18 protein-coding genes are annotated in these 23,937 nt (G+C 65.3%); 8 read left to right on the top strand and 10 right to left on the bottom strand.

Annotated features, from left to right (window positions below; all coding sequences use genetic code 11):
* Positions 1 to 25 precede the first annotated feature (25 nt).
* The gene (locus QGV54_RS00690) at positions 26 to 856 is read right to left on the bottom strand and encodes an SDR family oxidoreductase (RefSeq protein ID WP_281018805.1); all 831 of its coding nucleotides are present in this window, start codon (positions 854 to 856) and stop codon (positions 26 to 28) included.
* 73 nt (positions 857 to 929) lie between these two features.
* On the opposite strand from QGV54_RS00690, the gene QGV54_RS00685 reads away from it, so the two are divergent.
* Positions 930 to 1,442 (top strand): hypothetical protein, encoded by a 513-nt coding sequence (locus QGV54_RS00685; protein ID WP_281018806.1) that lies wholly within the window; start codon positions 930 to 932, stop codon positions 1,440 to 1,442.
* Here QGV54_RS00685 and hmgA read toward each other — a convergent pair whose 3' ends face one another.
* From hmgA to QGV54_RS00660, 5 genes are all read right to left on the bottom strand, one after another.
* Positions 1,443 to 2,798, bottom strand: coding sequence for a homogentisate 1,2-dioxygenase (hmgA, locus tag QGV54_RS00680; RefSeq protein WP_281018807.1), 1,356 nt, complete (start codon positions 2,796 to 2,798; stop codon positions 1,443 to 1,445).
* 80 nt (positions 2,799 to 2,878) lie between these two features.
* Positions 2,879 to 4,021: a PA0069 family radical SAM protein gene (locus QGV54_RS00675; protein WP_281018808.1), complete on the bottom strand. Its 1,143-nt coding sequence runs from the start codon at positions 4,019 to 4,021 to the stop codon at positions 2,879 to 2,881.
* Between the two features lie 124 nt (positions 4,022 to 4,145).
* Positions 4,146 to 5,282, bottom strand: a complete 1,137-nt coding sequence (locus QGV54_RS00670) for an OmpA family protein (protein ID WP_281018809.1) — start codon at positions 5,280 to 5,282, stop codon at positions 4,146 to 4,148.
* Between the two features lie 86 nt (positions 5,283 to 5,368).
* Positions 5,369 to 5,896 carry a molybdenum cofactor biosynthesis protein B gene (gene moaB / locus QGV54_RS00665; RefSeq protein ID WP_281018810.1) on the bottom strand — a complete coding sequence of 176 codons (528 nt, stop codon included), beginning with the start codon at positions 5,894 to 5,896 and terminating at the stop codon, positions 5,369 to 5,371.
* A gap of 3 nt (positions 5,897 to 5,899) precedes the next feature.
* Positions 5,900 to 7,114 carry an argininosuccinate synthase gene (locus tag QGV54_RS00660; RefSeq protein WP_281018811.1) on the bottom strand — a complete coding sequence of 405 codons (1,215 nt, stop codon included), beginning with the start codon at positions 7,112 to 7,114 and terminating at the stop codon, positions 5,900 to 5,902.
* A gap of 171 nt (positions 7,115 to 7,285) precedes the next feature.
* Here QGV54_RS00660 and QGV54_RS00655 point away from each other — a divergent pair, with 171 nt between their 5' ends.
* The 5 genes from QGV54_RS00655 (at position 7,286) to QGV54_RS00635 (ending at position 12,235) form a co-directional block, all read left to right on the top strand.
* Positions 7,286 to 7,885 carry an ABC transporter ATP-binding protein gene (locus QGV54_RS00655; protein ID WP_281019848.1) on the top strand — a complete coding sequence of 200 codons (600 nt, stop codon included), beginning with the start codon at positions 7,286 to 7,288 and terminating at the stop codon, positions 7,883 to 7,885.
* Positions 7,882 to 8,676 carry an ABC transporter permease gene (locus QGV54_RS00650; protein WP_281018812.1) on the top strand — a complete coding sequence of 265 codons (795 nt, stop codon included), beginning with the start codon at positions 7,882 to 7,884 and terminating at the stop codon, positions 8,674 to 8,676. The genes QGV54_RS00655 and QGV54_RS00650 overlap by 4 nt, the downstream gene beginning before the upstream one ends.
* 133 nt (positions 8,677 to 8,809) lie before the next feature.
* Complete coding sequence (locus tag QGV54_RS00645; RefSeq protein ID WP_281018813.1) at positions 8,810 to 10,108, top strand: MATE family efflux transporter; 1,299 nt, start codon at positions 8,810 to 8,812, stop codon at positions 10,106 to 10,108.
* Positions 10,105 to 11,127 carry a sulfotransferase gene (locus QGV54_RS00640; protein ID WP_281018814.1) on the top strand — a complete coding sequence of 341 codons (1,023 nt, stop codon included), beginning with the start codon at positions 10,105 to 10,107 and terminating at the stop codon, positions 11,125 to 11,127. Before QGV54_RS00645 ends, QGV54_RS00640 begins: the two co-directional genes overlap by 4 nt.
* 82 nt (positions 11,128 to 11,209) lie before the next feature.
* The gene (locus QGV54_RS00635) at positions 11,210 to 12,235 is read left to right on the top strand and encodes a TIGR03617 family F420-dependent LLM class oxidoreductase (RefSeq protein WP_281018815.1); all 1,026 of its coding nucleotides are present in this window, start codon (positions 11,210 to 11,212) and stop codon (positions 12,233 to 12,235) included.
* 235 nt (positions 12,236 to 12,470) lie between these two features.
* Here QGV54_RS00635 and QGV54_RS00630 read toward each other — a convergent pair whose 3' ends face one another.
* Positions 12,471 to 15,968 carry an indolepyruvate ferredoxin oxidoreductase family protein gene (locus tag QGV54_RS00630; protein ID WP_281018816.1) on the bottom strand — a complete coding sequence of 1,166 codons (3,498 nt, stop codon included), beginning with the start codon at positions 15,966 to 15,968 and terminating at the stop codon, positions 12,471 to 12,473.
* A gap of 168 nt (positions 15,969 to 16,136) precedes the next feature.
* On the opposite strand from QGV54_RS00630, the gene QGV54_RS00625 reads away from it, so the two are divergent.
* Together QGV54_RS00625 and QGV54_RS00620 are read left to right on the top strand one after the other, a co-directional pair.
* Positions 16,137 to 16,538, top strand: coding sequence for a VOC family protein (locus QGV54_RS00625; protein WP_281018817.1), 402 nt, complete (start codon positions 16,137 to 16,139; stop codon positions 16,536 to 16,538).
* Complete coding sequence (locus QGV54_RS00620) at positions 16,535 to 18,985, top strand: FAD-dependent oxidoreductase (RefSeq protein WP_281018818.1); 2,451 nt, start codon at positions 16,535 to 16,537, stop codon at positions 18,983 to 18,985. The genes QGV54_RS00625 and QGV54_RS00620 overlap by 4 nt, the downstream gene beginning before the upstream one ends.
* Before the next feature lie 79 nt (positions 18,986 to 19,064).
* Here QGV54_RS00620 and QGV54_RS00615 read toward each other — a convergent pair whose 3' ends face one another.
* The 3 genes from QGV54_RS00615 to QGV54_RS00605 all read right to left on the bottom strand — a co-directional run bounded on the left by QGV54_RS00615 (position 19,065) and on the right by QGV54_RS00605 (position 23,928).
* Positions 19,065 to 19,721, bottom strand: coding sequence for a hypothetical protein (locus tag QGV54_RS00615; protein ID WP_281018819.1), 657 nt, complete (start codon positions 19,719 to 19,721; stop codon positions 19,065 to 19,067).
* Between the two features lie 184 nt (positions 19,722 to 19,905).
* Positions 19,906 to 21,903, bottom strand: a complete 1,998-nt coding sequence (locus tag QGV54_RS00610; RefSeq protein WP_281020037.1) for an adenylate/guanylate cyclase domain-containing protein — start codon at positions 21,901 to 21,903, stop codon at positions 19,906 to 19,908.
* Between the two features lie 123 nt (positions 21,904 to 22,026).
* Complete coding sequence (locus QGV54_RS00605; protein WP_281018821.1) at positions 22,027 to 23,928, bottom strand: SUMF1/EgtB/PvdO family nonheme iron enzyme; 1,902 nt, start codon at positions 23,926 to 23,928, stop codon at positions 22,027 to 22,029.
* Between the last annotated feature and the right edge of the window lie 9 nt (positions 23,929 to 23,937).

Below are 23,937 nucleotides of genomic sequence, written 5' to 3'. Positions count from 1 at the left end.
CCGTTTCATCCTGTGGGGCCTGCACTCAGCCGGTGGTGAGACCACCGCCGACCACCAGCGTCTGGCCCGTGATGTAATCGCTTTCGGGGATGCAGAACAGATAGACCCCGTTCGCAGCGTCCTCGGCAGTGCCGAGCCGCTGCAGCGGGATCAGACGTGTCAGATCCTCCTGCTGCTCCTCAGGAAAGCCGACCTTGTGCGCCCGGCCCTCGACCTCGATGGTCGGGTGGGCATTGCCGAACCTCTGGGTCAGGCGCGTGTCGATATAGCCGAAGGCGACCGAATTCACGGTCACCTGCAACCGCCCCCACTCCCGCGCCAGCCCGTTCGTCATGCCGACCACGGCCCCCTTGCCCGCCGCATAGGACACGGCGGCAGGCATGCCGTAGACGGCAGCCATGGAGGAGATGTTGACCACCTTCCGCACCACCCGTTGCCCCTCCGCGCTTTCCGCCCTGAACCGTTCGCGAAAATGCGGCTGGGCCGCACGCAGGATGCGGATCGGTGCGCCCGCATGGACGTCAAGCATGGCCGCGATCTGCTCATCCGTCTGGTTCTGGATCGTCGAGTTCCAGATATAGCCCGCGTTGTTGACGATGATGTCGAGGCCACCCAGTGCATCCAGCGCGCCGCCGACCAGCTCGTCGGCAAAGCCGTCTCCTGTGACCGATCCGGCAAGCCCTGCCGCCACGCCACCGGCGTCACCGATGGCCTGGATCACGTCCTGCATCGGTTCCGCATCCAGGTCATTGGCAAAGACCCGCGCCCCCTCGGACGCCAGCTTCATGGCCACCGCGCGGCCGATGCCGCGCCCCGCGCCGGTTACCAGCGCCACCTTGCCTGCCAGCTTCGTCATCTTGTCCCTCCCCGGAATAGGTCCACAGCATTCCCCATCCGGCGCGGGTACGCAATTCGGCAGCGCGCATAGCATGACTGCTGATGAACCCGGCATCGTGAATGGAGCTCAGATGATGGCCGCCCCTGCCAGCCGACGCTTCAGCCTGATCACCCTGCCGACCACACCCACACAACGATTGTGGCTGGTGATCTTCATCGATCCTGCAAGGCCTGGTCCCGGCGCAAGCCTCCGGGTCCGGCTGCTGCACCTGCTTCTGCGTCCGCTGCGGCCCGGTTACCGGCATGTCATGGCCATCAGCCCGGAAGGACCGGATCATCGCTGGCTGATGGTCAATCCGGCAAGTGACACGCTTGCGGTCGGTTGCCTCCACAGCACCAGCGTGATCAGCGAACTGAGGGCTGCCGTGGCGGCCGGACGGGCACATGTCGTGGCGGTCGATGCAAGGCAGCCCCGGACGTGGAAATTCCGGGGCCTGTTCACCTGCGTCGCCACGATCGCCCACCTGACCGGGACCGAGGCTGGCCCTTTCACCACACCCTGGCGGCTCCATCGGCGCATGACCGGGTGCGAGGCCCCCGACTGATCAGTCCTTCGTCCAGTCCCGCCGGTCGGGGTCGAAGTTACGCTCCAGCCCGCGCCAGCAATCGAAATAGCGTTCCTGCCGTGTGGGCAGGTCAGAGGCATAGCGGGTCAGATGCTGCGGCAACCGCGTCTCGAACATGAACGCCATGGTATTGCCCAGCTTCTCCGGTCCGAGTTCCTTCCACGACGCAGCGTTGAAGGCATCATGATCCGGTCCGTGCGGGATCATGCAATTGTGCAGCGACATGCCGCCGGGCACGAACCCCTCGGGCTTTGCATCATAGACGCCATGGATCAGCCCCATGAATTCCGACATGACATTCATGTGGTACCAGGGCGGGCGGAAGGTATTCTCCGCCACCAGCCAGCGCGGCGGGAAGATCACGAAATCGACGTTGGCCGTACCCGGTTCGCTGGTGGGCGAGGTCAGGACGGTGAAGATCGACGGGTCCGGATGGTCCACCAGAATCGCGCCAACGGGGGCGAAGCGATCTAGGTCGTACTTGCAGGGGGTGTAGTTGCCGTGCCAGGCGACAACGTCCAGCGGTGAGTGCTTCAGCTGGCACTGCTGGAACCGGCCGCACCATTTCACTGTCACGGTGCAATCCATGCCGTCCTTGTCTTCCCATGCGGCCACGGGCGCCAGGAAGTCACGCGGGTTGGCGAGGCCGTTGGCCCCGATCGGACCGCGTTCCGGCAGGGTCAGGGGCGCGCCGTAGTTCTCGCAGACGTAGCCGCGCGCGGTCTCGCAGTCCTCCAGCGCCACGCGGAACTTCACCCCGCGAGGGATGATCGCGATCTCGCCGGGGCGGATCGCGACGATACCCATCTCGGTATGGAACCGCAGGCCCCCCTGCTCCGGCACCACCAGGAACTCACCGTCCGCATTGTAGAAATAGTCATCCACCATCGAGCGGGTGATGCCATAGGTGTGGATCGCGTAACCCACATGGGTCCCCACGTCTCCGCCGGTCGTGATCGTGCGCATGCCGGTGACGAAGGTTGCCGCACCGTCCGGCAGCGGGGTGGCGTCCCAGCGCAGCGGGTTCAGGGGCAGGCTGCTTTCCCCCACCGTCGGGGCGGAGCGGAACAGCGGCAGATCGACATCGGCCATGGCCCCCGTATGCAGCACCGAGGGCCGGATGCGATAGAACCAGGTGCGCAGGTTGGTCGCTTTCGGTGCGGTGAAGGGCGAACCGGAAAGCTGTTCCGCGTAGAGCCCGTAGGGCGCACGCTGCGGTGAATTCTGCCCCTCGGGCAATGCGCCCGGCAGAGCCTCCGTCGCGAATTCATTGCCGAACCCGGACATGTAGCCCGTCCCGGTACCCTTGCCTGCCTCTGCCGTATGCTCCGTCATGCCGATGCCCGATCCAGTTCTGGGTGCGCGTTTCCTGTCGGATCATACCGACCGCGCGACCGCGACCTCAAGGTGGCGTTTCAGAGCAGGCGAAGCTGGTCCCCCGGCGCCGGCGGCACCGCGAACTGCGACGGATCGAGGCGCAGGCGGCGGGCGTTGAGACCCAGCCTGGCGGTCGCGACCCTGAACCGCTTCGCCACCAGCGCGGCATAGGGACCGGTTCCGACCATCCGCAGGCCGAAGCGGGCGTCATAGGCACGACCGCCGCGCATCTCCCGCACCAGCTTCATGATCCGCGCGGCCCGGTTCGGGACCTCATCCTCCAGCCATTCACCGAACAGGTCGGCGATCTCCAGCGGCAGCCGCAGCATGATGTATCCCGCCTCCGTCGCTCCGGCTTCCCGCGACGCCTCCAGAATGCGTTCCAGCTCCGGCTCGTTCAGGCTGGGAATCATCGGCGCGGCCAGCACACCGACGGGGATCCCCGCGTCGCTGAGCGCACGCACGGCATCCAGCCGCTTCCGGGGTGTCGCGGCGCGCGGTTCCATCCGCCGCGCCAGACCGGCATCCAGCGTGGTCACCGAAACCGCCACCTTGGCGAGTCCGCGCGTGGCCATGTCGGAAAGAATGTCGATGTCGCGCCGGATCAGATCCGACTTCGTGACGATACCGACCGGATGGTTGAAACGCTGCAGCACCTGCAGCACCGAACGGGTGATGCCATGCTCCCGTTCCAACGGCTGATAGGGATCCGTATTCGTGCCCATCGCGATGGTCCGGCAGTCATAACCGGGTCGGTGCAGCTCCGCCTCCAGCAGCCGCGCCGCCTCCGGCTTCATGAACAGGCGGGTCTCGAAGTCCAGACCGGGCGAAAGGCCGAGATAGGCATGCGAAGGCCGCGCGAAGCAGTAGATGCAGCCGTGCTCGCAGCCCCGGTAGGGATTGATGGAGCGGTCGAAACCCAGGTCCGGCGAGGTGTTGCGCGCGATGATGCTGCGCGAGGAATCCACGCTGACCTGCGTGCGGATGGCGCGGCCCTGTCCCTGCCACTCCTCCGGCCCGCCCCAGCCGTCATCGACAGTCAGCCGCTGCTCGCTCTCATATCGCCCGACCGCGTTGGACCGCGCGCCGCGTCCCCGGACGGCATCGGGTGCCGCACGGGTCGTGAAATCGAAATCCACCGTCCCCGACCGGCCCCTGTCGCGTGGGCTTGCCTCCGTCATGTTCTGTTTTTGTTCCATGCCGGAAACAACACCATGGAACGCAGGTGCGGTCAACCGCGTTCACACCAACGGAATGGTGGACAAGGAATCTGTCAGATCAGTCCGGAACAGCGGCGGTGCAGGATCAGTTCTGCTGCTTCATCATGCCGTCGCCATCGCCCTGAACAACGATCTCGACCCGGCGATTGAGCTGATTGGCGACACCGTCAGCGGTCGGAACCTCCGGTTCGGTCTCGCCCTTGGCATAGAGCCTCATCTCTGCCGTCACACCATTGTTGCGCAGTTCGAGTGCCGTACTTTCCGCCCGGCGCTGCGAGAGCCGCAGGTTGTAGGGGGCAGGACCGGCCCGGTCGGTATGACCGGTCAGTTCGATCAGCTTTGCCTTGTCAGCCATTGCCTGGCTGCTGGCCCTGGCGACGGTTCCCCGCGATTCGGGCGACAGGGCCGCGCTGTCGGTGGCAAAGAACACGACATAGGTCTGGCGCAACTGCATCGCGGCCTGCGCCTGGATGGCGGGCAGGGTCTGTTCAGCCGCACGCGTGGCCGGGGGCGGCGCAAGACGCCGCGGACGCGGCTGTTCCGTGCGCGCGATCGGACGCACGACCGGCTTCTCCGCGGCCTGCACCACCCGTTGCGGGGAGGAGCCGAAGCGGTAACGCATCCCGATCATCGCGGTATGATTCGAATAGGAGGACTGGAGGTTGGCGTTCGCCGAATTCACGAAATCAGCGTCTTCGGTGAAGAAATACCGGTACTCCGCCGTCATTGACAGGTTGGGCGTGACCGCGAAAGCCACGCCGGCCAGCCCCTGATAGGCCATTGTAAAGTCCGAGTCGTCCAGTGTCTGGGCACCCAGATTGATATCGGTGGCGGAGAGATGAGCCAGCCCGATGCCCGCACCGATATAGGGATAGATGCCGGAACTGTTGTCATACTCCCAGATCAGGTTGCCCATGCCGGCAAGGCTGCTGAGATCACCACTGGTCGCGGCATTATTGAAGGAATCGCCACCGTTGTGGCGGAAGGAAATCTCCCCCTCGAAGCGGAAACCGCTCTCGAACTGATATCCTGCTGCCACCAGTCCGCCCAGCCCGAGGTTGAGTTCCAGGTCGCCCACGTTGGCACCTGTCAACTCACTGTCACGCGGCGATGTCCCGAGAACTCCGGCGCTCAGGTAGGGGCCACTCAGTTCCGCCTGGGACGGCGCGCTGAAGCCCGCCAGCGCAAGGGACGCGACACACATTCCGAGAATTTTTTTCAAAGTGGGTCCCTCCTCGTCACGCAACATACCAGAACAGACTGCTTCGTACAGGCTTTTCAAGGGGATATGCACACCCCATGCCGCAATCAGCGTTCGGTCAGGCGCGGCAGCAGCTCCACGAAATTGCAGGGCCGGAACCGTATGTCCAACTGGGTGGAAAGGATCATGTCCCAACCATCGCGGCACGCGCCGGGCGACCCCGGTAACGCGAACAGGTAAGTGCCCCCGGCGACACCCGCCGTGCACCGAGACTGGATCGTGGAAGTGCCGATCTTCTCGTAGGAAAGCTGTCGGAAGAGTTCGCCGAAACCGGCGATTTCCTTTTCCCACACCAGTGCGAAGGCTTCGGGCGTCACATCACGGCCCGTGACCCCGGTGCCACCTGTCGAGATGACGACGTCAATGCCGTCGTCCGCGATCCAGTCGTTCAACTGTCCGGTGATGCGGTCGATGTCGTCGCTGACGATGGTCCGTGCCGCCAGCAGATGCCCCGCCACGGTCAGGCGTTCCACCAGGGCATCACCGGACTTGTCCGTCTCCGGCGTTCGCGTGTCGGAGACGGTCATGACCGCGATATTGACGGCGACGAATTCCCGGCTGGTATCAACGGGCATGGCCTATTTTTCCCGGCCCAGCAGCCGCAGACGCAGCGCGTTCAGCTTGATGAAGCCCTGCGCGTCCCGCTGGTCATAGGCCCCGGCATCATCCTCGAATGTCACGATGGCCTCGTCATAGAGGCTCCTGGGCGACTTGCGGCCGGTGATCATGACATTGCCCTTGTAGAGCTTGGCCCGGACCGTACCGGTCACCCGCTCCGATGCCTTGTCGATGGCGGCCTGCAGCATCTCCCGCTCCGGGCTGAACCAGAAGCCGTTGTAGAGCACTTCTGCGTAGCGCGGCATCAGTTCGTCCTTCAGATGCATCGCGCCGCGTTCCAGCGTGATCGACTCCATGGCCCGGCGCATGTGGAACAGCACCGTGCCGCCCGGCGTCTCGTAGACGCCACGCGACTTCATGCCGATGAAACGATTCTCCACGATGTCCAGGGCACCGATCCCGTTGGCCCCGCCCAGTTCGTTCAGCTTCGCCAGCAGGGTGGCGGGCGACATGCGCTGGCCATTGATTGCCACCGGATCCCCTTTCTCGAAGTCCAGCGTGATCTCGGTCGGCGTGTCCGGGGCATCCATCGGCGAGACCATGCGCGACAGGATCAGGTCGTAGTCCGCCTCCTCCCACGGGTCCTCCAGGATGTTCCCCTCCGAGGAGATATGCAGCAGGTTGGCGTCCTGGCTGAACGGTGCCTCGCCGCGCTTGTCGCGCGGAATCGGAATCTGGTTCTGTTCGGCGAACTCGATCAGCTTTGTCCGGGAGGTCAGATCCCACTCGCGCCAGGGGGAGATCACCTTGATGTCCGGGTTCAGGGCGTAATAGCCCAGCTCGAAACGGATCTGGTCGTTGCCCTTGCCGGTCGCACCATGCGCCACTGCATCCGCGCCGACTTCACGCGCGATCTCGATCTGGCGCTTGGCGATCAGCGGCCGTGCGATGGAGGTTCCCAGCAGGTAGGTGCCTTCGTAGATCGCGTTGGCACGGAACATGGGGAAGACGTAGTCGCGGACGAATTCCTCCCGCAGGTCCTCGATGAAGATCTCCCGGATCCCCAGCATCTCCGCCTTGGCCCGCGCCGGCTCCAGTTCCTCGCCCTGCCCCAGGTCAGCCGTGAAGGTGACAACCTCGCAATCGTAGGTCGTCTGCAGCCATTTCAGGATGACGGAGGTGTCCAGACCGCCGGAATAGGCCAGCACCACCTTGTTGATCTTGTCCTTGTCCATGACCCTTGGTCCCCCTGAAGCCATTGAATGTCGCCGTGGCGCAGGAAGTACAGGATGCGCGTGCCCGCTCGCAAGTGCTGTGGTGTCGCTTCAGACGAGGACGTGCATCGCGTTGCGGTGATTTCGGCTATCGTGGCGGCCAGGGGACAGCGAAGGCTGGCAAGAGTGGCTATGAATACCGGTCTGCAAATCCGACACCTCACGTCAACCATCATCGACGTGGCGGACATTGCCGTGCGCCCCGGCGCGCCGGTGGCGCTGGTTGGCCGGTCGGGCAGCGGCAAGTCCAGCCTGATGCGGGCCATCGTCGATCTGGACCGGAACGAGGGCGAGATCCTGCTGCATGGCGTCAGCCGGTCAGGCATGAGCGCGCCGCTCTGGCGCCAGCGCGTCGTCTATGTCCCGGCCGAACCCGGATGGTGGGGGGAGCGTGTCGGGGACCATCTGACCGGGCCGGACAGCGCCGGAACGCGGGCCGCGCTCGGCCTCGACCACATCCGGCCGGATCAGCCCATCGACCGCCTCTCCACCGGGGAACGGCAGCGGCTGGCGCTGGCGCTGGGTCTGGCCCGGCAGCCCCAGGCCCTGCTACTGGATGAACCGACCGCCGCCCTGGACGAGACCAGCCGCGACATGGTGGAGACCCTGCTGGACCCGATGATCGCCGCCGGGCTGGTGCTGATGATGGCCACCCACGATCCGGAGCAGGCGCGACGTCTGGGCCTGCAACGGCTGGAGATCGACGGTGGCCGGATCAGGGGGGCGACATGACCATCGATCCCGGCAATGGCGCGGTCATGCTCGCAGCGATCTTCCTGGTCCTGAACGCGGGCCTGTCGCTGGCCCTGCAACTGGGATTCGTGCGCAGCATGCTCGTCGCCGCCCTGCGCATGACGGTACAGCTCGCCCTTGTCGGGCTGGTGCTGGAAGTCGTCCTGACCAGCGCCTCCGCCTGGCTGACCTTCGGTGTCATGGGCTTCATGGCCGCGGTTGCGGGCTACGAGATCATGGCACGGCAGGAGAGGCGGTTCGCCGGCCTCTGGGGCTATGGACTGGGGGCGACGACCATGCTGCTCGGCTCCGCCATCGTCACGGTCTTCGCCCTGACGGTGCAGATCGGTCCCGACCCCTGGTACGCCCCGCGCTATGCCATTCCGCTGTTCGGCATGATGCTCGGCAACGCCATGACCGGGATCGCCCTGGGTCTCAATGCCCTGACCGGAGAAGTCACGGCGCGGCGACGGGGGATCGAGGCGCATCTGCTCAGCGGCGCCACACGCTGGCAGGCCATGACGCCGGCCATGCGCCGCGCGGCGACGGCGGGGATGGTGCCCATCATCAACGCCATGACCGCCACCGGGGTCGTGGCGCTGCCCGGCATGATGACGGGCCAGATCCTCGCCGGTGCCGACCCGCACCAGGCCGTGCGCTATCAGCTGATGGTGATGTTCCTGATCGCCGGAGCCACCGGGCTTGGCCTGATCGTCGCGGTCATGGGTGGCGTGATCCGCCTCACAGACAACCGCCATCGCATCAGGCTCGACCGCCTGCGCGGATCGTGACGCTGGACAGGGCCACGCAGGCAACCGATTCTCCACGCCTGAATCGCGCTCAACGGAGCATCTCGCCATCGACCGCCCACCACAGGAAATCTCGGTCTTCAGTCGCCTGCGCCACGGGGCCCTGTTCGGGCTGGTGAACCGTGCGTCGCTGGGCGTGCTGAACATTGCCGTGGCCGTGGTACTGACACGCCTGCTCAGCCCGGCCGATTTCGGCTTCTACACCGTCTTCGTGCAGATCATGGCTGTGGGCGCGATGATCCAGAGTTTCGGCATGCAGACCGGCGTGACCAAGCTGGCCGGTGTCGCGGGGGGCATCCAGGCCTGGGACCGGGCGCGGGATGTGCTTCGTGCCACGGTGAAGCTGTTCGCCATCATGGCCGTGGTGACCGTGACACTGTTCCTGCTGCTCTGGCCGACGCTGGAGGTGCACCTGTTCGCCCGCCCGCTCGGCTGGACCATCGGCGGCCTGACCGCACTGATCATCCTGACCCGGGCGGCGGAGGAAATCGGCGCCGCTTACCTGCGCGGAGTCGGGCGCACCCGCGCAGGCGCACTGCTGCTCAGTGCACCGCGGGAGGGTATCGTGTTCGCCGTCGCCCTCGCCGTCCTGCTCGCCTCAGGCAGTTTCGACGTGCGCGACACTGTCACCACCTATGCGGCGGCCTCCGCCCTGATCGCGCTCGCGGCCCTGCTGGTCTGTCTGCGTTTCGCGGTCCGCCACACCGGTGGCCCGGCCATCGCCGAACCCTTCGGCATGCGGCAGCTGGCGATCCTGTCAGCGCCGATCCTGATCCACAGCGCCGGGGCGCTGGTGCTGAAGGCCACGGATGTCTGGATCCTGAGCCTCTATCGCCCGGCGGAGGATGTCGCGTTCTACGGGGCCGCAGTCCGGGTCACGAACCTGGTGCTGTTCGCCCTCAGCGTCATCAATATCGCCCTGCCGCAATTGCTCGCGACCCTTCACGCGCAGGGTCGTGCCGCGGATTTCGAACGCATCGCCCGCACCGCCGCGACATGGTCGACCGTGGTCTCGGTGCCGCTGTTCATCGTGGTGCTGTTCTTCGCGGAGCCGATCATGGTGATCCTGTTCGGCGCGCCCTATGCGGCGGGCGCCACCGTGCTGATCATCCTCGCCGCAGGCCAGACCGTCAGCGCCATCGTCGGCTCGCCAGGCATGATGCTGCAGATGACCGGGCACCAGAATCTGATGTCTGGACTTACACTCGGCGCCCTCGTGGTGAACGTCATCGCCAACCTGCTGGTGGTGCAGGACCACGGCATGATCGGTGTCGCCATCGTGACGGCCTGCACGATCACCGGGCGCATGGCGCTGCACACCTGGTTCGCCTGGCGTCTGACGGGCGCCCTGTCCCTGCCCGATCCAAGAACGCTGACGCCGTCCGCCCTGAAGGCTATGTTACGCAGGCAATGACCATTCCGCTTCCCAATCGCCAGATCATCTTCCTGATGTACGAGAACCGTTCCGGTTCCACGTTCCTCGCCAGCCGTCTGGACCTGCACCCGGAGGTCGGGGTCACCATCGAGACGGAGACCTTCGCCGACCTGCTGGAGACCGGGCCGGTGCTGCGCGACGACGCCGACCTGCAGCGCATGGTGCGGATCTTCATGGGGGAACGGAAGTTCCAGGAGTGGGAGATCACCGAGGATGCGCTGCGACAGGCGCTGGGCAACCTGCCGCGTCCTGCCGACTTCGACGCGGTGTTGCGTGCCGTGCTGGATCTCTATTTCCAGGGCGCAGACATTCCCTATTACCTGGTCAAGGGAACCCGCCTGACCCACCATATTGCCCGCCTGCGCCAGGCCAGTCCCGGCGCGCGGTTCCTGCACATCATCCGCGATCCGCGCGGCGTCTTCGGCAGCCAGAAGCAGTCCCTGGGTTCCGAGACCGCGACCGCGATGAACGAGGATGCCCATGACGCCGCCCGTCGCTGGGCGGCGAACGCCCGCCGGGTTGACCGGGTCGCCGGCCCCGATCTGCTGGAAGTCCGCTACGAGGATCTGATCACCGACTACGAAGCGACGCTGGACGGGATCCGCGCCTTCATGATGCGCGACGGCCTGCCCGCGCTCGAAGCACCGGGGGAGATGGACGGGGAGGCCTATCTGCAGCGCATACCGGAGGGCCAGCGCCACCTGCACCAGAACCTGGTGCGCAAGCCGCGCGCGGACCGGATCGAGGCCTGGCGGACGGAACTGACGGCTGTCGAGATCGCCCTCAGCCAGTCCGGCGCGGCAGAGGTCCTGCGCGCCAAGGGCTATGCCATCGACGAGACGGCCGCCGCGCGGGCGGGCCGACTGACGCTGCTGCTCACCCGCCTGCGGCTGACGCTGGCGACCCTGGGCCGACGGCTGCGCAACGGGCTGAGATACGCGCGGGAGGGGCGGCTGCTGTGGCGCATCCGGGTCGTGCTGTTCCGGCTGCGGGCCTGATCCGCGCATTTTTCCTTTGCCAGCAGGCCCCTGCCCCCGAAACAATGGCTGACAGTCGGACGCCCTGGGGAGGAACGGAAACATGACACTCAAGATCGATACGCAGCTGCGCGGCTTTGATTTCAAGCGCGTTGGTGCCCACGCACAGCAGCTGGAGAAGATGGGCTTTGACGCCATCTGGACCTTCGAGGCCGGGCAGGACGCCTTCACGCCGCTGATCCTCGCCGGGGGCCAGACGGAGAAGATCCATCTCGGCACCAACATCGCCGTCGCCTTCGGGCGCAGCCCCTTTTCCATGGCGCAGACCGCCTGGGACCTGCAGCGGCTGACGGGCGGGCGGTTCCACCTGGGCATCGGAACCCAGGTCCGCGCGCATATCGAGCGCCGTTTCTCCATGCCCTTCGACCAGCCGGCAAAGCGCATCACCGACTATGTGCATTGCCTGCGCGCCATCTGGGACAACTTCCAGAACAACACCAAGCCGGACTATCGCGGGGAGTTCTACCAGTTCACGCTGATGAACCCGTTCTTCAACGCCGGTCCCATCGACCATCCCGACATCCCCATCTATCTGGCCGGGGTGAATGAGCGCATGTGCCGCGCCGCCGGGGAATGCGCCGACGGTTTCCACGCGCATCCGATCCACACCATCGGCTACCTGCGTGACGTGGTGCGCCCCGCCATCGACGCGGGCGCGAAGACGCGCGGCAAGTCCGTCGATGACCTGCACATCCAGACGATGGTCATGATCGCGTCCGGCGAGACCCAGGCGGAGATCGACAAGGCGGTCGAGGATGTGCGGATGCAGATCGCCTTCTACGGCTCCACCCCGAACTACCGCGCGGTGCTGGAACACATCGGGGAGGGTGCTCTGGGCAAGGAACTCAGCCAGATGATGCGCTCCGGCCAGATGGACCAGATGGCCGCCAGGATCCCGGACAGGATCGTGGAGCAGGTCGCGGTCATCGGCAATCTGAAGGACGCCGGGCGGATCGTCCGTGAGCGCTACACCGGTGTCGTCGACCGCATCGCCTACTACTACCCGGTGCCGGAAGGCGACCCGGTCGAGAAGTGGCAGGCCTTCACCCAGGCCGCGCGGGCGGCGTGAGGCAGGATTCGATCAGTTGATGGCTCGACAATGACCACAGCCGCTCCCAACCCACGGCGCGCCCGGGCTTGACCCGGGTGCCCAGCCTGAGGCGATAGCGCGGCACCATGGGTACCCGGGTCAAGCCCGGGAACGCCGAATGGAGAGGCGCTACCGCCTGTCCCTGCTCTCCTCCCGCAAACGGCAGAGGTCCCTTCCAGAGGGAAGGGGTATTCAGGCTCCCTCGCGCGCCGGCCTACTGCGCCGCCGCGGCCCGGGTCTCGGGATTGCGGAAGGCGTGCAGTAGCGCGGACTGGCGGGCCTTTGCCGCTTCCACACTGGCTTCCTTGATGTGGCCGAAGCCGCGGATCTGTTCCGGCAGGGCCGCGATCTGCACCGCTGTCACGTGGTTTGCGGCGTCCAGGCTGCCCAGCACCTCCTCCATCATCGCCATGTAGTCGGTGATGAGCTGGCGCTCCATCTTCCGCTCCTCCGTGCGCCCGAAGATATCGAGGCGCGTTCCGCGCAGCCCCTTCATCTTCGCCAGCAGACCGAAGGCCGACATCATCCAGGGGCCGTACTCGCGCTTGGTCAACTGACCGGTCTCCGGGTCGCGGGCGGCGGCAATCGGCGGGGCAAGGTGGAACTTCACCTTGAAGTCGCCCTGGAACTGGCGATTGATCTTCGCCCTGAAGGCCGGATCCGTGTAGAGGCGCGCGACCTCGTACTCGTCCTTGTAGGCCATCAGCTTGTAGAGCGAACGGGCGACTGCCAGTCCCAGACCATCGCGGCCAGAAGCCCTGGACTTCTCCGCCTGGATCGCCTTGTCGACGAACTGCCGGTAGCGGTCGGCATAGGCGGCGTTCTGGTACGCGGTCAGCCGCTGCACCCGGTCCGCGATCGTTTCCTCCAGAGTCAGTTCACGGCGTGCCGGGGTGGCCATGCGGGGTGCCGCAGCCTTCTCCACCGCCGCCATGTCATGCGCCGCCAGACGGCCCCAGGCGAAGCTCTGACGGTTCATGGCGACCGCGACGTTGTTGATGGCAATGGCCTCGTCCAGCGCATCGAAGGACAGCGGCACCAGCCCCTTCTGCCAGGCGAAGCCCAGCAGGAACAGGTTGGCGGCGATGGAATCGCCCATGATCGCGGTGGCCAGGTTGGTGGCGGAGATGAAGTCCGCATGGTCGTCGCCCAGGGCCTCCACCAGGCGGTCCACAGTCTCCTTCTCCCCCAAGTCCATGTCATTGTCGGTGACAAAGGCGGCGGTCGGCTGCAGGGCGCTGTTCAGCACCGCGCGGGTGACGCCCTGTTCCATCGTCGCGATGGCGTTGGGGCTGGCCGCAACCACCATGTCGCAGCCGAGGACGAGATTGGAGCCACCCGCCGAGATGCGCACGGAGTAGAGATCCTCCGGCTTCGGGGCCAGACGGACATGGCTCATCACCGCGCCGTTCTTCTGCGCCAGACCGGTGAAGTCCAGCGCCGTGGCACCCTTGCCCTCCAGATGCGCCGCCATGCCGATCAGGGCACCGACGGTGATCACGCCGGTACCGCCGATGCCGGTGATCAGGATGCCATAGGGCTCGGTCAGGTCGCGCACCTTCGGCATCGGCAGGTCGGCGAACGGATCGGCGTCGGCCCCCACCAGCTTCAGGTTCGGCTTCCGGCCCTTGCGCACGCCCCCGCCCTCGATGGTGACGAAGCTGGGGCAGAAGCCCTTCAGGCAGGAGAAGTCCTTGTTGCAGTCGGACTGGTCGATGCGCCGCTTGCGGCCCAGATCGGTATCCAGCGGCTTCACGGAGACGCAGTTGGACTGTGTCGAGCAGTCGCCGCAGCCCTCGCACACTTCCTCGTTGATGAAGACGCGCTTGGCCGGGTCGGGGAAGGTGCCGCGCTTGCGGCGGCGGCGCTTCTCTGCGGCGCAGGTCTGGTCATAGATCAGCACCGTCAGGCCGGGCGTCGCGCGCAGTTCGCGCTGTACCTGATCCAGCTCGTCGCGGTGATGGATGGTCAGGCCCGGCGCCCAGTGCAGGCCGCTCGGGTACTTGTCGGGTTCGTCGGTCACGACGACGACGCGCTTCGCCCCCTCCGCATAGACCTGCAGGGAAATGTCCCAGACCGTCAGCGTGCCGTCATGCGGCTGCCCGCCGGTCATGGCGACGGCATCATTGTAGAGGATCTTGTAGGTGATGTTCACACCGGCAGCGGAGGCCGCACGGATCGCCAGCAGGCCGGAATGGTAGTAGGTGCCGTCGCCCAGGTTCTGGAAGATGTGCTCTTCCTCCGTGAACGGCGACTGACCGACCCAGGTGACACCCTCCGCGCCCATGTGGGTCATGGTCTGGGTGCGGCGCTCCGGCATCCAGATCGCCATGCCGTGACAGCCGATGCCGGCACCGGCGCGGCTGCCGTCCGGCACCTTGGTGGAGCTGTTGTGCGGACAGCCGGAACAGAAGAACGGCGTGCGCATGGTCTTCGGCGGCGGGGCCGACAATGCAGCTTCCTTGGCCTCGATCCGGGCCAGGCGCTGTTCCATCGCCGAATCGGTCAGATCGCGCTGCCGCAACCGCTCCGCGATCGCGCGCGCCACCATGGTGGGCGAGAGCTCGCCGGTCGAAGGCATCAGCGGCTTGCCGCGTTCGTCGGTCTTGCCGACCACACTCGGGCGCCTGTCGGCGGGGACATGATAGAGCAGCTTCATCAGCTGATCCTCGATCAGCCCGCGCTTTTCCTCCACCACGATGACTTCTTCCAGCCCTTCGGCAAACTTCAGTGCGCCTTCGCGTTCCAGCGGCCAGGTCAGGGCCACCTTGTAGATGCGCACGCCCATCTCGTTCAGGCGATCCTCCGGCAGGCCGAGGTCCGACAGGGCCTGGCGCAGGTCCAGATAGCCCTTGCCCGTCGCCATGATGCCGATGCGCGCGGGCCGGGTCGGCTCATGCACGATACGGTCGAAACCGTTTGCCCTTGCGAAGGCGGCCACAGCCTCCATCTTCGGCCCCATCAGCCGGGCCTCCTGCACCATCGGTGCATCACCCAGGCGGATGTTCAGCCCGCCCGCCGGCATCTCGAAATCGGTCGGCATGTGGATTTCCAGCCGGTTAGGATCGACGTGGACGGAGGCACTGCTCTCCACGGTCTCCGAGATCGCCTTGAAGGCAGTCCAGGTACCGGAATAGCGCGACATGGCAAAGCCCAGCATGCCCAGGTCCAGATATTCCTGCACGCTGGCCGGATTCAGCACCGGAATCATCGCCGCCTCGAATACCTGCTCCGACTGGTGCGGCAGGGTGGAGGACTGGCAGCCATGGTCGTCACCCGCCAGCACCAGCACGCCGCCATGCCTGGACGAGCCAGCGGCATTGCCGTGCTTCAGGGCATCGAGGGAGCGGTCGACACCCGGTCCCTTGCCGTACCAGATGCCGAAGACACCATCGACCGTGGCCTTCGGGAACAGGTTGGTCTGCTGGCTACCCCAGACAGCGGTAACGCCCAGATCCTCGTTCAGGCCGGGCTGGAAGTGGATGTTGTTCTCCGCCAGATACTGCTTCGCCCCCCACAGCGCCGCGTCGTACTGACCGAGCGGCGAACCGCGATAGCCGGAAATGAAGCCGCCCGTATTCAGACCGTGGGCCAGATCACGCTGCCGCTGCATCATCGGCAGACGGACAAGCGCCTGCACACCCGTCAGATAGATGCGCCCGCTCTCGACGGTGTACTTGTCGTCCAGCGCCACCTTTGCCAGCTCGGCCATTTCCGCGTCCTCCCCCGATTCCGTCACCATGCATTCCTGCCCGCATCATGACGGCGGTTCGCCCCGGTGGGAAGTAGCCGCAGCCTGCACCCACCCCTGCCTTGCGCGGGTGGCGGATCACCCGCATCCTGCCGTAATCGACAGATGAGCGCACAGGGGGCGAGGCAGGTGTTTTCGCACATCTTCATCGGGATCAATGATTTCGAAGGCGCGTTCGGTTTCTATCAGCCTCTGGCTGTTGCCCTGGGACTGAACCTGCGCTTCAGCGATGCGGAAAAAGGCTGGGCGGCCTGGAACAGGGGGGAAGGGTTCCGTCCGCTGCTGGTCATCGGCCGGCCCTTCGACGGCAAGCCGGCAACACCCGGTAACGGTCAGATGACCGCCTTTCTGGCCGAGAGCCGTGCCATCGTCGACGAATGCCACAGGTTGGCGCTGGTCCATGGCGGCACGTCCGAAGGCGAACCCGGACTGCGCCCGCACTATCACCCGGACTACTACGGTGCCTACTTTCGCGACCCGGAGGGCAACAAGCTCTGCGTGGTCTGTGACGCGCCGGAGACGTCCGCATGAGCATCCGACCGCCGGAGCAGGCGCGCGCCGTCATCGTGGGTGGCGGGGTCTCCGGCTGTTCCGTTGCCTATCATCTGGCGCAACTGGGCTGGACCGAGATCGTGCTGCTGGAACGCCAGCAACTGACCAGCGGCACCACCTGGCACGCCGCAGGCCTGATCGGTCAGTTGCGGGCGTCCCGCAACATGACACGGCTCGCGAAATATTCCGCTGACCTCTATGCGAAGCTGGAGGCAGAGACCGGCATCGCCACGGGCATGCGCCGCACCGGATCGATCACCGTGGCGCTGACCGAACACCGGCGTGCGGAGATCCTGCGCCAGGCCACGCTGGCCCGGGCCTTCGATGTGGAGGTGCACGAGATTTCCCCCGCCGAGGTCAAGGCGCTCTATCCGCACCTGAATACCGACGGCGTGACCGCGGGCGTGCATCTGCCCGGCGACGGCCAGTGCGATCCGGGCAATATCGCGCTGGCGCTGGCGCGCGGGGCGCGGATGGCGGGCGCGACGGTGATCGAGCATGTGAAGGTGACCGGTGTCGAGACCGTTGCGGGACAGGTCCGTGCCGTGACCTGGGAAGCCGGAGGGGAAGCGGGGCGCACTGCGACCGATGTGGTGATCAATTGCGCCGGGATGTGGGGGCGCGAGTTTGCCGCGCAATCCGGTGTGACCCTGCCGCTGCATGCCTGCGAACACTTCTATCTGGTGACGGAACCTGTGGCCGACCTGGGTCGGCTGCCGGTGCTGCGGGTGCCGGACGAACATGCCTATTTCAAGGAAGACGCCGGCAAGCTGATGCTGGGAGCCTTCGAGCCCAAGGCCAAGCCCTGGGGCATGGACGGCATTGCAGAGGACTTCTGCTTCGACCAGTTGCCAGAGGATTTCGATCATTTCGAACCGATCTTCACCACGGCAGTGAACCGTATGCCGCTGCTGGAGAAGGCCGGGATCCACACCTTCTTCAACGGACCCGAGAGCTTCACGCCCGATGATCGCTACTATCTGGGGGAGGCCCCCGAGCTGAAGGGCTACTGGGTGGCCGCCGGGTACAATTCCATCGGCATCGTCTCGTCCGGCGGGGCCGGATATGCGCTGGCACACTGGATCGCGGAGGGGGAACCGCCCTTCGACCTCTGGGAGGTCGATATCCGCCGCGCCCAGCCGTTTCAGCGCAACCGAACCTATCTGCGGGAGCGGGTGAGCGAGAGCCTGGGTCTGCTGTATGCCGACCACTACCCCTATCGCCAGCCCGACACCGCGCGCGGCATCCGCCGGTCCCCCCTGCACGGTGCCCTGGCAGCCGAAGGTGCCGTATTCGGAGAGGCGGCAGGCTGGGAGCGGGCCAACTGGTTCGCCGAAGCGGGCGAAGTCGCCCGTTATGACCATGACTGGCATCGCCAGAACTGGTTCGCCAGTCAGGCGCGGGAACACAGGGCCCTGCGCGAAGGTGCCGGTCTCTACGACATGTCCTCATTCGGCAAGATCAGGGTCGAGGGCCGGGACGCCCTGCCCTTCCTGCAGACTCTCATGGCCAACCAGATGGATGTTGCCGAGGGCCGCATCACCTACACGCAGATGCTCAACCCGCGCGGTGGTATCGAGTCGGACCTGACGGTGACCCGGCTCTCCGAAACCGCGTTCCTGCTGGTCGTACCCGGCGCGACGCTGGTCCGGGACATGGCATGGCTGCGTCGCCACCTAGATCCGGATCTGCATGTGACGCTCACCGACGTGACGGCGGCGGAGGCGGTGCTCTGCCTGATGGGACCGGACGCGCGGGCCGTGCTTCAGGCTTGCTCCCCGGATGACTTCGCGGATACGGCGCAGCCCTTCGGGACGGCCCGGCAGATCGAGATCGGGATGGCGCTGGCGCGGGCACACCGCATTTCCTATGTCGGAGAGCATGGCTACGAGCTCTATGTCTCGACGGAGATGGCCATGCATGTCTTCGAGACCCTGCGGCAGGCCGGACAGGACCACGGCCTGCGCCTCTGCGGGCTTCACGCCATGGATTCATGCCGCATGGAAAAGGGATTCCGCCATTTCGGCCATGACATCACGGACGAGGATCATGTCCTCGAAGCTGGCCTGGGATTCGCCGTGCGCACGGACAAGGGGCCCTTCATCGGTCGTGAGGCCGTTCTGCGGAAGCGCGAAGACGGGCTGGAACGCCGTCTGATGCAGTTTCTCGTCACGGATCCGGAGGCGATGATCTTCCATAACGAGGCGATCATGCGTGATGGCCGGATCATCGGCACGATCACGTCAGGGGCCTACGGTCACACGCTGGGGGGCACACTCGGCATGGGATATGTGCCCTGTAGCGGACAGAGTTCCGATGACCTGCTTGGATCCGACTACGAGATCGAGATTGCCGGCAGACGCTTCCCTGCCAGAGCATCGTTGCGACCGATGTACGACCCGCAGTCGACACGCGTCAGGGGCTGAACGCCGCGCCGCAGGGGCAGACCGGCGGTCAGACCCACCTGACACGCGGAAGCGGATCAGAACGTCACGGCAGTCCGGCTTACTGTGTCCCGGCGGGTGCGCGGATGCTGCCGACCATGCGACGGGCCTGTTCACGGCACCCGTGCTGGGCCATCCAGACGATGGTCTCCAGATCGCCGCCCACATGTTCCGGCACCTTCAGGATCGTGACCTCGGCTGCAGATCGCGCAGCCTCCACCTTCATCAGGAAGGTCGTACCGTCAGCGGTGGAAAGCGTCGGCGGCCAGCCGAGTTCCCGGTCTCCCTTGCGCCAGTAGGCGACCAGAGGCTCATCCGAGCTAGACCAGTCCTTGACGGAGAAACGGGTATCACGGTCGAGCGAACCGGGACGCCAGAACTTCGGGCTGGCAGCAGGCGGCAGACAGAATGTCGTGTTGCGCGAAACATCAATGGCAAGCGGGTCCCGCAGCAGGTCATCCTTGGAGAAGGCGCGCACGGCGCCGAGCTGGGAACGCTCCCGCTCGTCTTCCTTGACCAGCTGTCCGAGCATCGACATGACGCCACCATCGCCCGCAGGCGCGTCGGATGCCACGGCACCTGTATAGGGTCCACGCAAGACCCGGGTGCCGCCGGCACTGTCCATCAGACTGATGCTTCCACCATCGGGAATGTCCACATAGGCATTTGCCGGCAAGGACGTCCCCGGTGAAAACGCGGAGATGGTTGAATCAAGCACGATCACATCTGCCGCGTGCGCACGGGGCGCCCAGGCCGTGATCGCAATCAGAGCAGCGAAGGCGAAACCAAGCGCTCGTCGAGATCCAAATACACGCACTTTTTTCATATCCATCACACTTTATCCCAGACCCAAGCGGCAATATATCCGAACTCTGCCCCGATTTCACGTACAACGGTCACGTTTACTTCTCTAGCAGTTCGAAGGTCGCGCCAGTCTCACCGGCCTCAAGACGCCGCAGATGCAGCGCCGCCAGCGGATGAACCGCAAGGCCTTCGCCAATCGCAGTCAGCAGCGCAGCGGCCCGTGCCGCATCACCATCCATTGCCACATAGGCATTCCGGTAGTCCGCTGCAACCGTGGTATCCATATCCTGCAAGCATGTATAGACCGTTACCGGCTGTTTCTTCCCCTTCAGGATCACATTGCCGATCGGCAGGATCGTGGCATCGTCCAGGACAAGTTTGTCCCCGTGCGATTCGGGAAATGCCCGGGACAGCGAAGCCTCGCTGACCGCCACGCGGGTTCCGAAGTGCTTGTTGGCGGCCTCCAGCCGGGCCGCGATGTTCATCGAATCGCCCATGGCCGTGTAATCGAACCGATTGGCGCCCCCGAAGTTGCCAACGATGGCTTCGCCGCTGTGGACACCGATGCGGGTGATTCCCATCGTCACATCCGCATTCTCGATTCGATACCGCTCGGAGAACACGTCCATCTCGATCGCACAGCGAATGGCCCGCATCGCATGGTCGTCCATCGCGGTCGGTGCGCCGAACAGGGCCACGACGGCATCGCCGATGAACTTGTCGATCGTGCCACCGTGCTTCAGCACGATCTCGCTCATGCCATCGAGATAACCATTCAGCAGGCTCGAAAGCCGTTCCGGTTCCAGGCGCTCGCTGAGTCCGGTGAAACCGGCAATGTCGGAGAACAGAAAGCTCATCTCCTTCCGCTCGCCGCCCACCTTCAGGCGTTCGGGATGGCGGGTCAGTTCATCCACCAGTGCCGGTGCCAGATATTGCGAGAAGGCATCACGGATGAAGCGCCCGTCACGCCGCGCAAGATAGGCGCGCAAGGTCGTCGTCGCCACGAACGCCAGGATCAGGATTGCCACGGGGCGGGAAGCCGGGAGCAAGGGCAGATTGCCGATCGCCGAGTACCAGACAAGAAAGGCGTAGCCGCCAGCCAGAACGACGACACCAAGCAGGCGCACCGCCATCGACATCTCGAGCACGCCGAGCAGCGCCCCCAGAAACGAGACGAGAATGATGATCAGCCAGCGCTGTGTCTCGTCCGCTTCGGGGACAGAGCGCGCATTGACGATCTGGTCGATGATGTTTGCATGTATCTCGACACCCGCCGTCAGCACCGGAACCGCAGGGTTCAGGGATGCGGACAGACTGGTGCGGTGGCGGTCCTGTTGCGGCAGATCCGCACCAACCAGCACCAGGCGCCCCTCCAGCGCGGGCTTCAGCGCGGCAGGGCGGATCCTGGAGATGGCGAGCACGCCCTGACTGGCCAGCACGGGGAAGGCCTGGGAGTTGGCATCGGCTGGCGTACGCCAGCTGATCAGTCCTGATTCCGCCGCAGGAAAGCCGTGACCATTGGCCTTCAGCATCGCGCCGGGAAGGCTGAGAATATCCGTCCGCGGCAGATTGAGATCATAGCGGCGAACCAGACCGTCCGTGTCGATCGTGACATTGGCAAAGCCGGGAATGGCGCCGCTGCGTGCGATGAAATCGTCAAGCCAGGCGGACTGGGCCTCGATCAGCCCGGCACGTGCATCGGCCCAGGCGACGATCACCGGCCCCGGAAATCGCTGAATGGCGTCGATCAGGCGCTGATCCTTCTCCGGCTCGGTTGGCTGGTCGAACAGGATATCGAACCCGACCGAGCGCACGCCGACCTTCGCCAGACCATCCAGCAGGTCGGCAAGAAACCCGCGGTCCAGCGGCGAACGGTAAGGCAGGCTGGCGAGTGTCGTCTCGGTGAAGGTGACGATTGCCACCGCAGGCCTGGACTCGGGATCGACCTGAACCGAATTCACCAGAAGGAAATCGTTCAGGCGCTGATCCATGAACTCAAGGCCCGGTACGGCACGAAAGGCCATCTCCGTAACCGCCAGAGTGAGCAGGGTGACGATAACCGTCAGGGCGAGACGGTGACGCAGAAATCTAAGCATCGTGCAACCGCAGCTGGCAGGCCGCGCCAGGTGAAACGCCAATGTCAGGAAGGATGCTCATTTCCGGAGACGGAAAAGGGGCCGGATCATGTTGCAATGATCCGGCCCCTGAACGGTCAGGTATCAGGGCAGCGTGCGAGCGACGCGGAAGCCCAGGTTCTCGGTTCCCTTGTAGCCCCTGGCGCGCTCGCCCATGTTCTTCGGCGTCACCATCCACGAACCGCCGCGCGTCACGTGATAGTCACAGCGCTGCGCGACATAGGCGCTGCCGTCGGAGGCAATCGTGCCGTACTTGCGGGACCAGCAGTCCTGAGTCCATTCGGAAACATTGCCGATCATGTCATGCAGGCCGAAACCGTTCGGTGCATAGGAGCCGACCGGCGCGGGACGGACATAATCGTCATCGCAGTCGACTGCCGGGAAGATCGGGAAATAACGGCCACCGTAGTAGTCCATGACATTCGCGTGGCGGCAGATCTCGTCCTGTTCGTCGCCGAAATAGAAGGTCGAGGACGACCCCGCACGCGCGGCATACTCCCACTCTGCCTCCGTCGGCAGACGAAGCGCATCAGGCTGACCGGTCAGACCGAGACGACGGTTCGCCCATTCCAGGAACGCCTGGGTGTGCTTCCATTCGACGTTCATCACCGGCCGCTCGCCACGGCCTTCGCCGTCGTCGCTCGGGCGATAGCCAAGGCAGCCACCCTCGTCAACGCAGGCATCCCACATGTCGAACGTGACCTCGAACTTGCCCAGTGCAAAGCGATGGGCGATGCGGACAGTCGTCCCGGGAGCGCCCGAAGCCTGCATGACCTGGAAAGGTGCCGGGTTGATCGTGACCATCTCACCCACCGTCGAAGCGAGCAGCGCCGAATCGATCCTGGGTGCGGCAGGCGCGGAAGTCGCCGGCGGTGCGACGGTTGCGGCGGCCACCCGTACCGGCTCAGGCGCAGCGGGTGCGGCAGCCACCACGGCGGGTTCAGGCGCGACCGAGGTTGCGGACTGACCTGTCGTGCGCGACGGGGAAACCATTGCCACAACCTGTTCGGACTGGGCAGGCGGTGCCGTCTCGATCGACTGCAGGGCAGGCGGAGCAGATGCGACCGGTGCCGGTGCGGGGGCCTGCGCGGCAACCGGCTGCTGTGCCGGGGCGGCGGGCGCCGTATTCAGCCAGCCACTGGTCTGCGGCGCGGCTGCGGGCGGCGGTGCAACTGGCTGCGTCTGGGGCTGCAGCGCGGCAACACGCACCGTGGATTCCTCACGCGGCTCCACGAAGAAGAACTCGTCGTTCAGCGATTCCTCGGTCCAGGGAGTCTGCGCGCCGGACGTCTTGCGGCGGACATCCCTGCGAACCTCACGCAGGATCTCGTAGAGCGGGCGGTCAGGCTTCTCGAGCGCACGCATCAGCGATTCGGTGAAAAGGCCGTTGTTGCCTTCGCCGTCGAACGCCACTTGTCCCGGGTCAGCTGCATAGGCAATGAAGGTGCCATTCGGCGCCTTCATGCGACCAAGACCACGGGTGGCGCCGGAGGATCGGGTGTCACTGGGCAGTGGGTTGTCGCGGCAGGCGTCGAGCATGACGATATTGGTACCGCCCTGCCTGCGCTCCAGCCGCTCCATGAGTGAACTGACAGAAATCGCGAAGTCGGGGAGGTCGAGGGCCGTCTGGATATCGGAGTCGTCCGTCGGCACCATCCAGTTCGTGCCATGTGCGCCAATGCCGTGTCCGGCATAGAAGATGAAGGCCGTGTCGTCGCGTCCGACCTCAGAGCTGAAACGCCGGACCAGCCGGGCCATTTCCACACGGGTGACATTCTCGTGGTGTGTGCCGCCGCTGAGTTCGAAACCAAGTTCCTTCAGCCGCTTGGCCATCGACCGTGCATCGTTCACCGGGTTCCGGAGGTCGGGAGCCTTGGTGTAATCAGCGTTGCCGATGATGAGTGCAACACGCCGTTCCGCCTGCGCCGCTGCGGACAGCGTCAGCGCGATGATCGTGCCTGCAATGAAGCCGGTCAGCTTTCTCATGCTTCAGAT

Source organism: Minwuia sp. IMCC3060 (genome assembly GCF_029909435.1).
Lineage (GTDB): Bacteria > Pseudomonadota > Alphaproteobacteria > Minwuiales > Minwuiaceae > Minwuia.
This window is presented reverse-complemented; position numbering and strand designations above follow the sequence as displayed.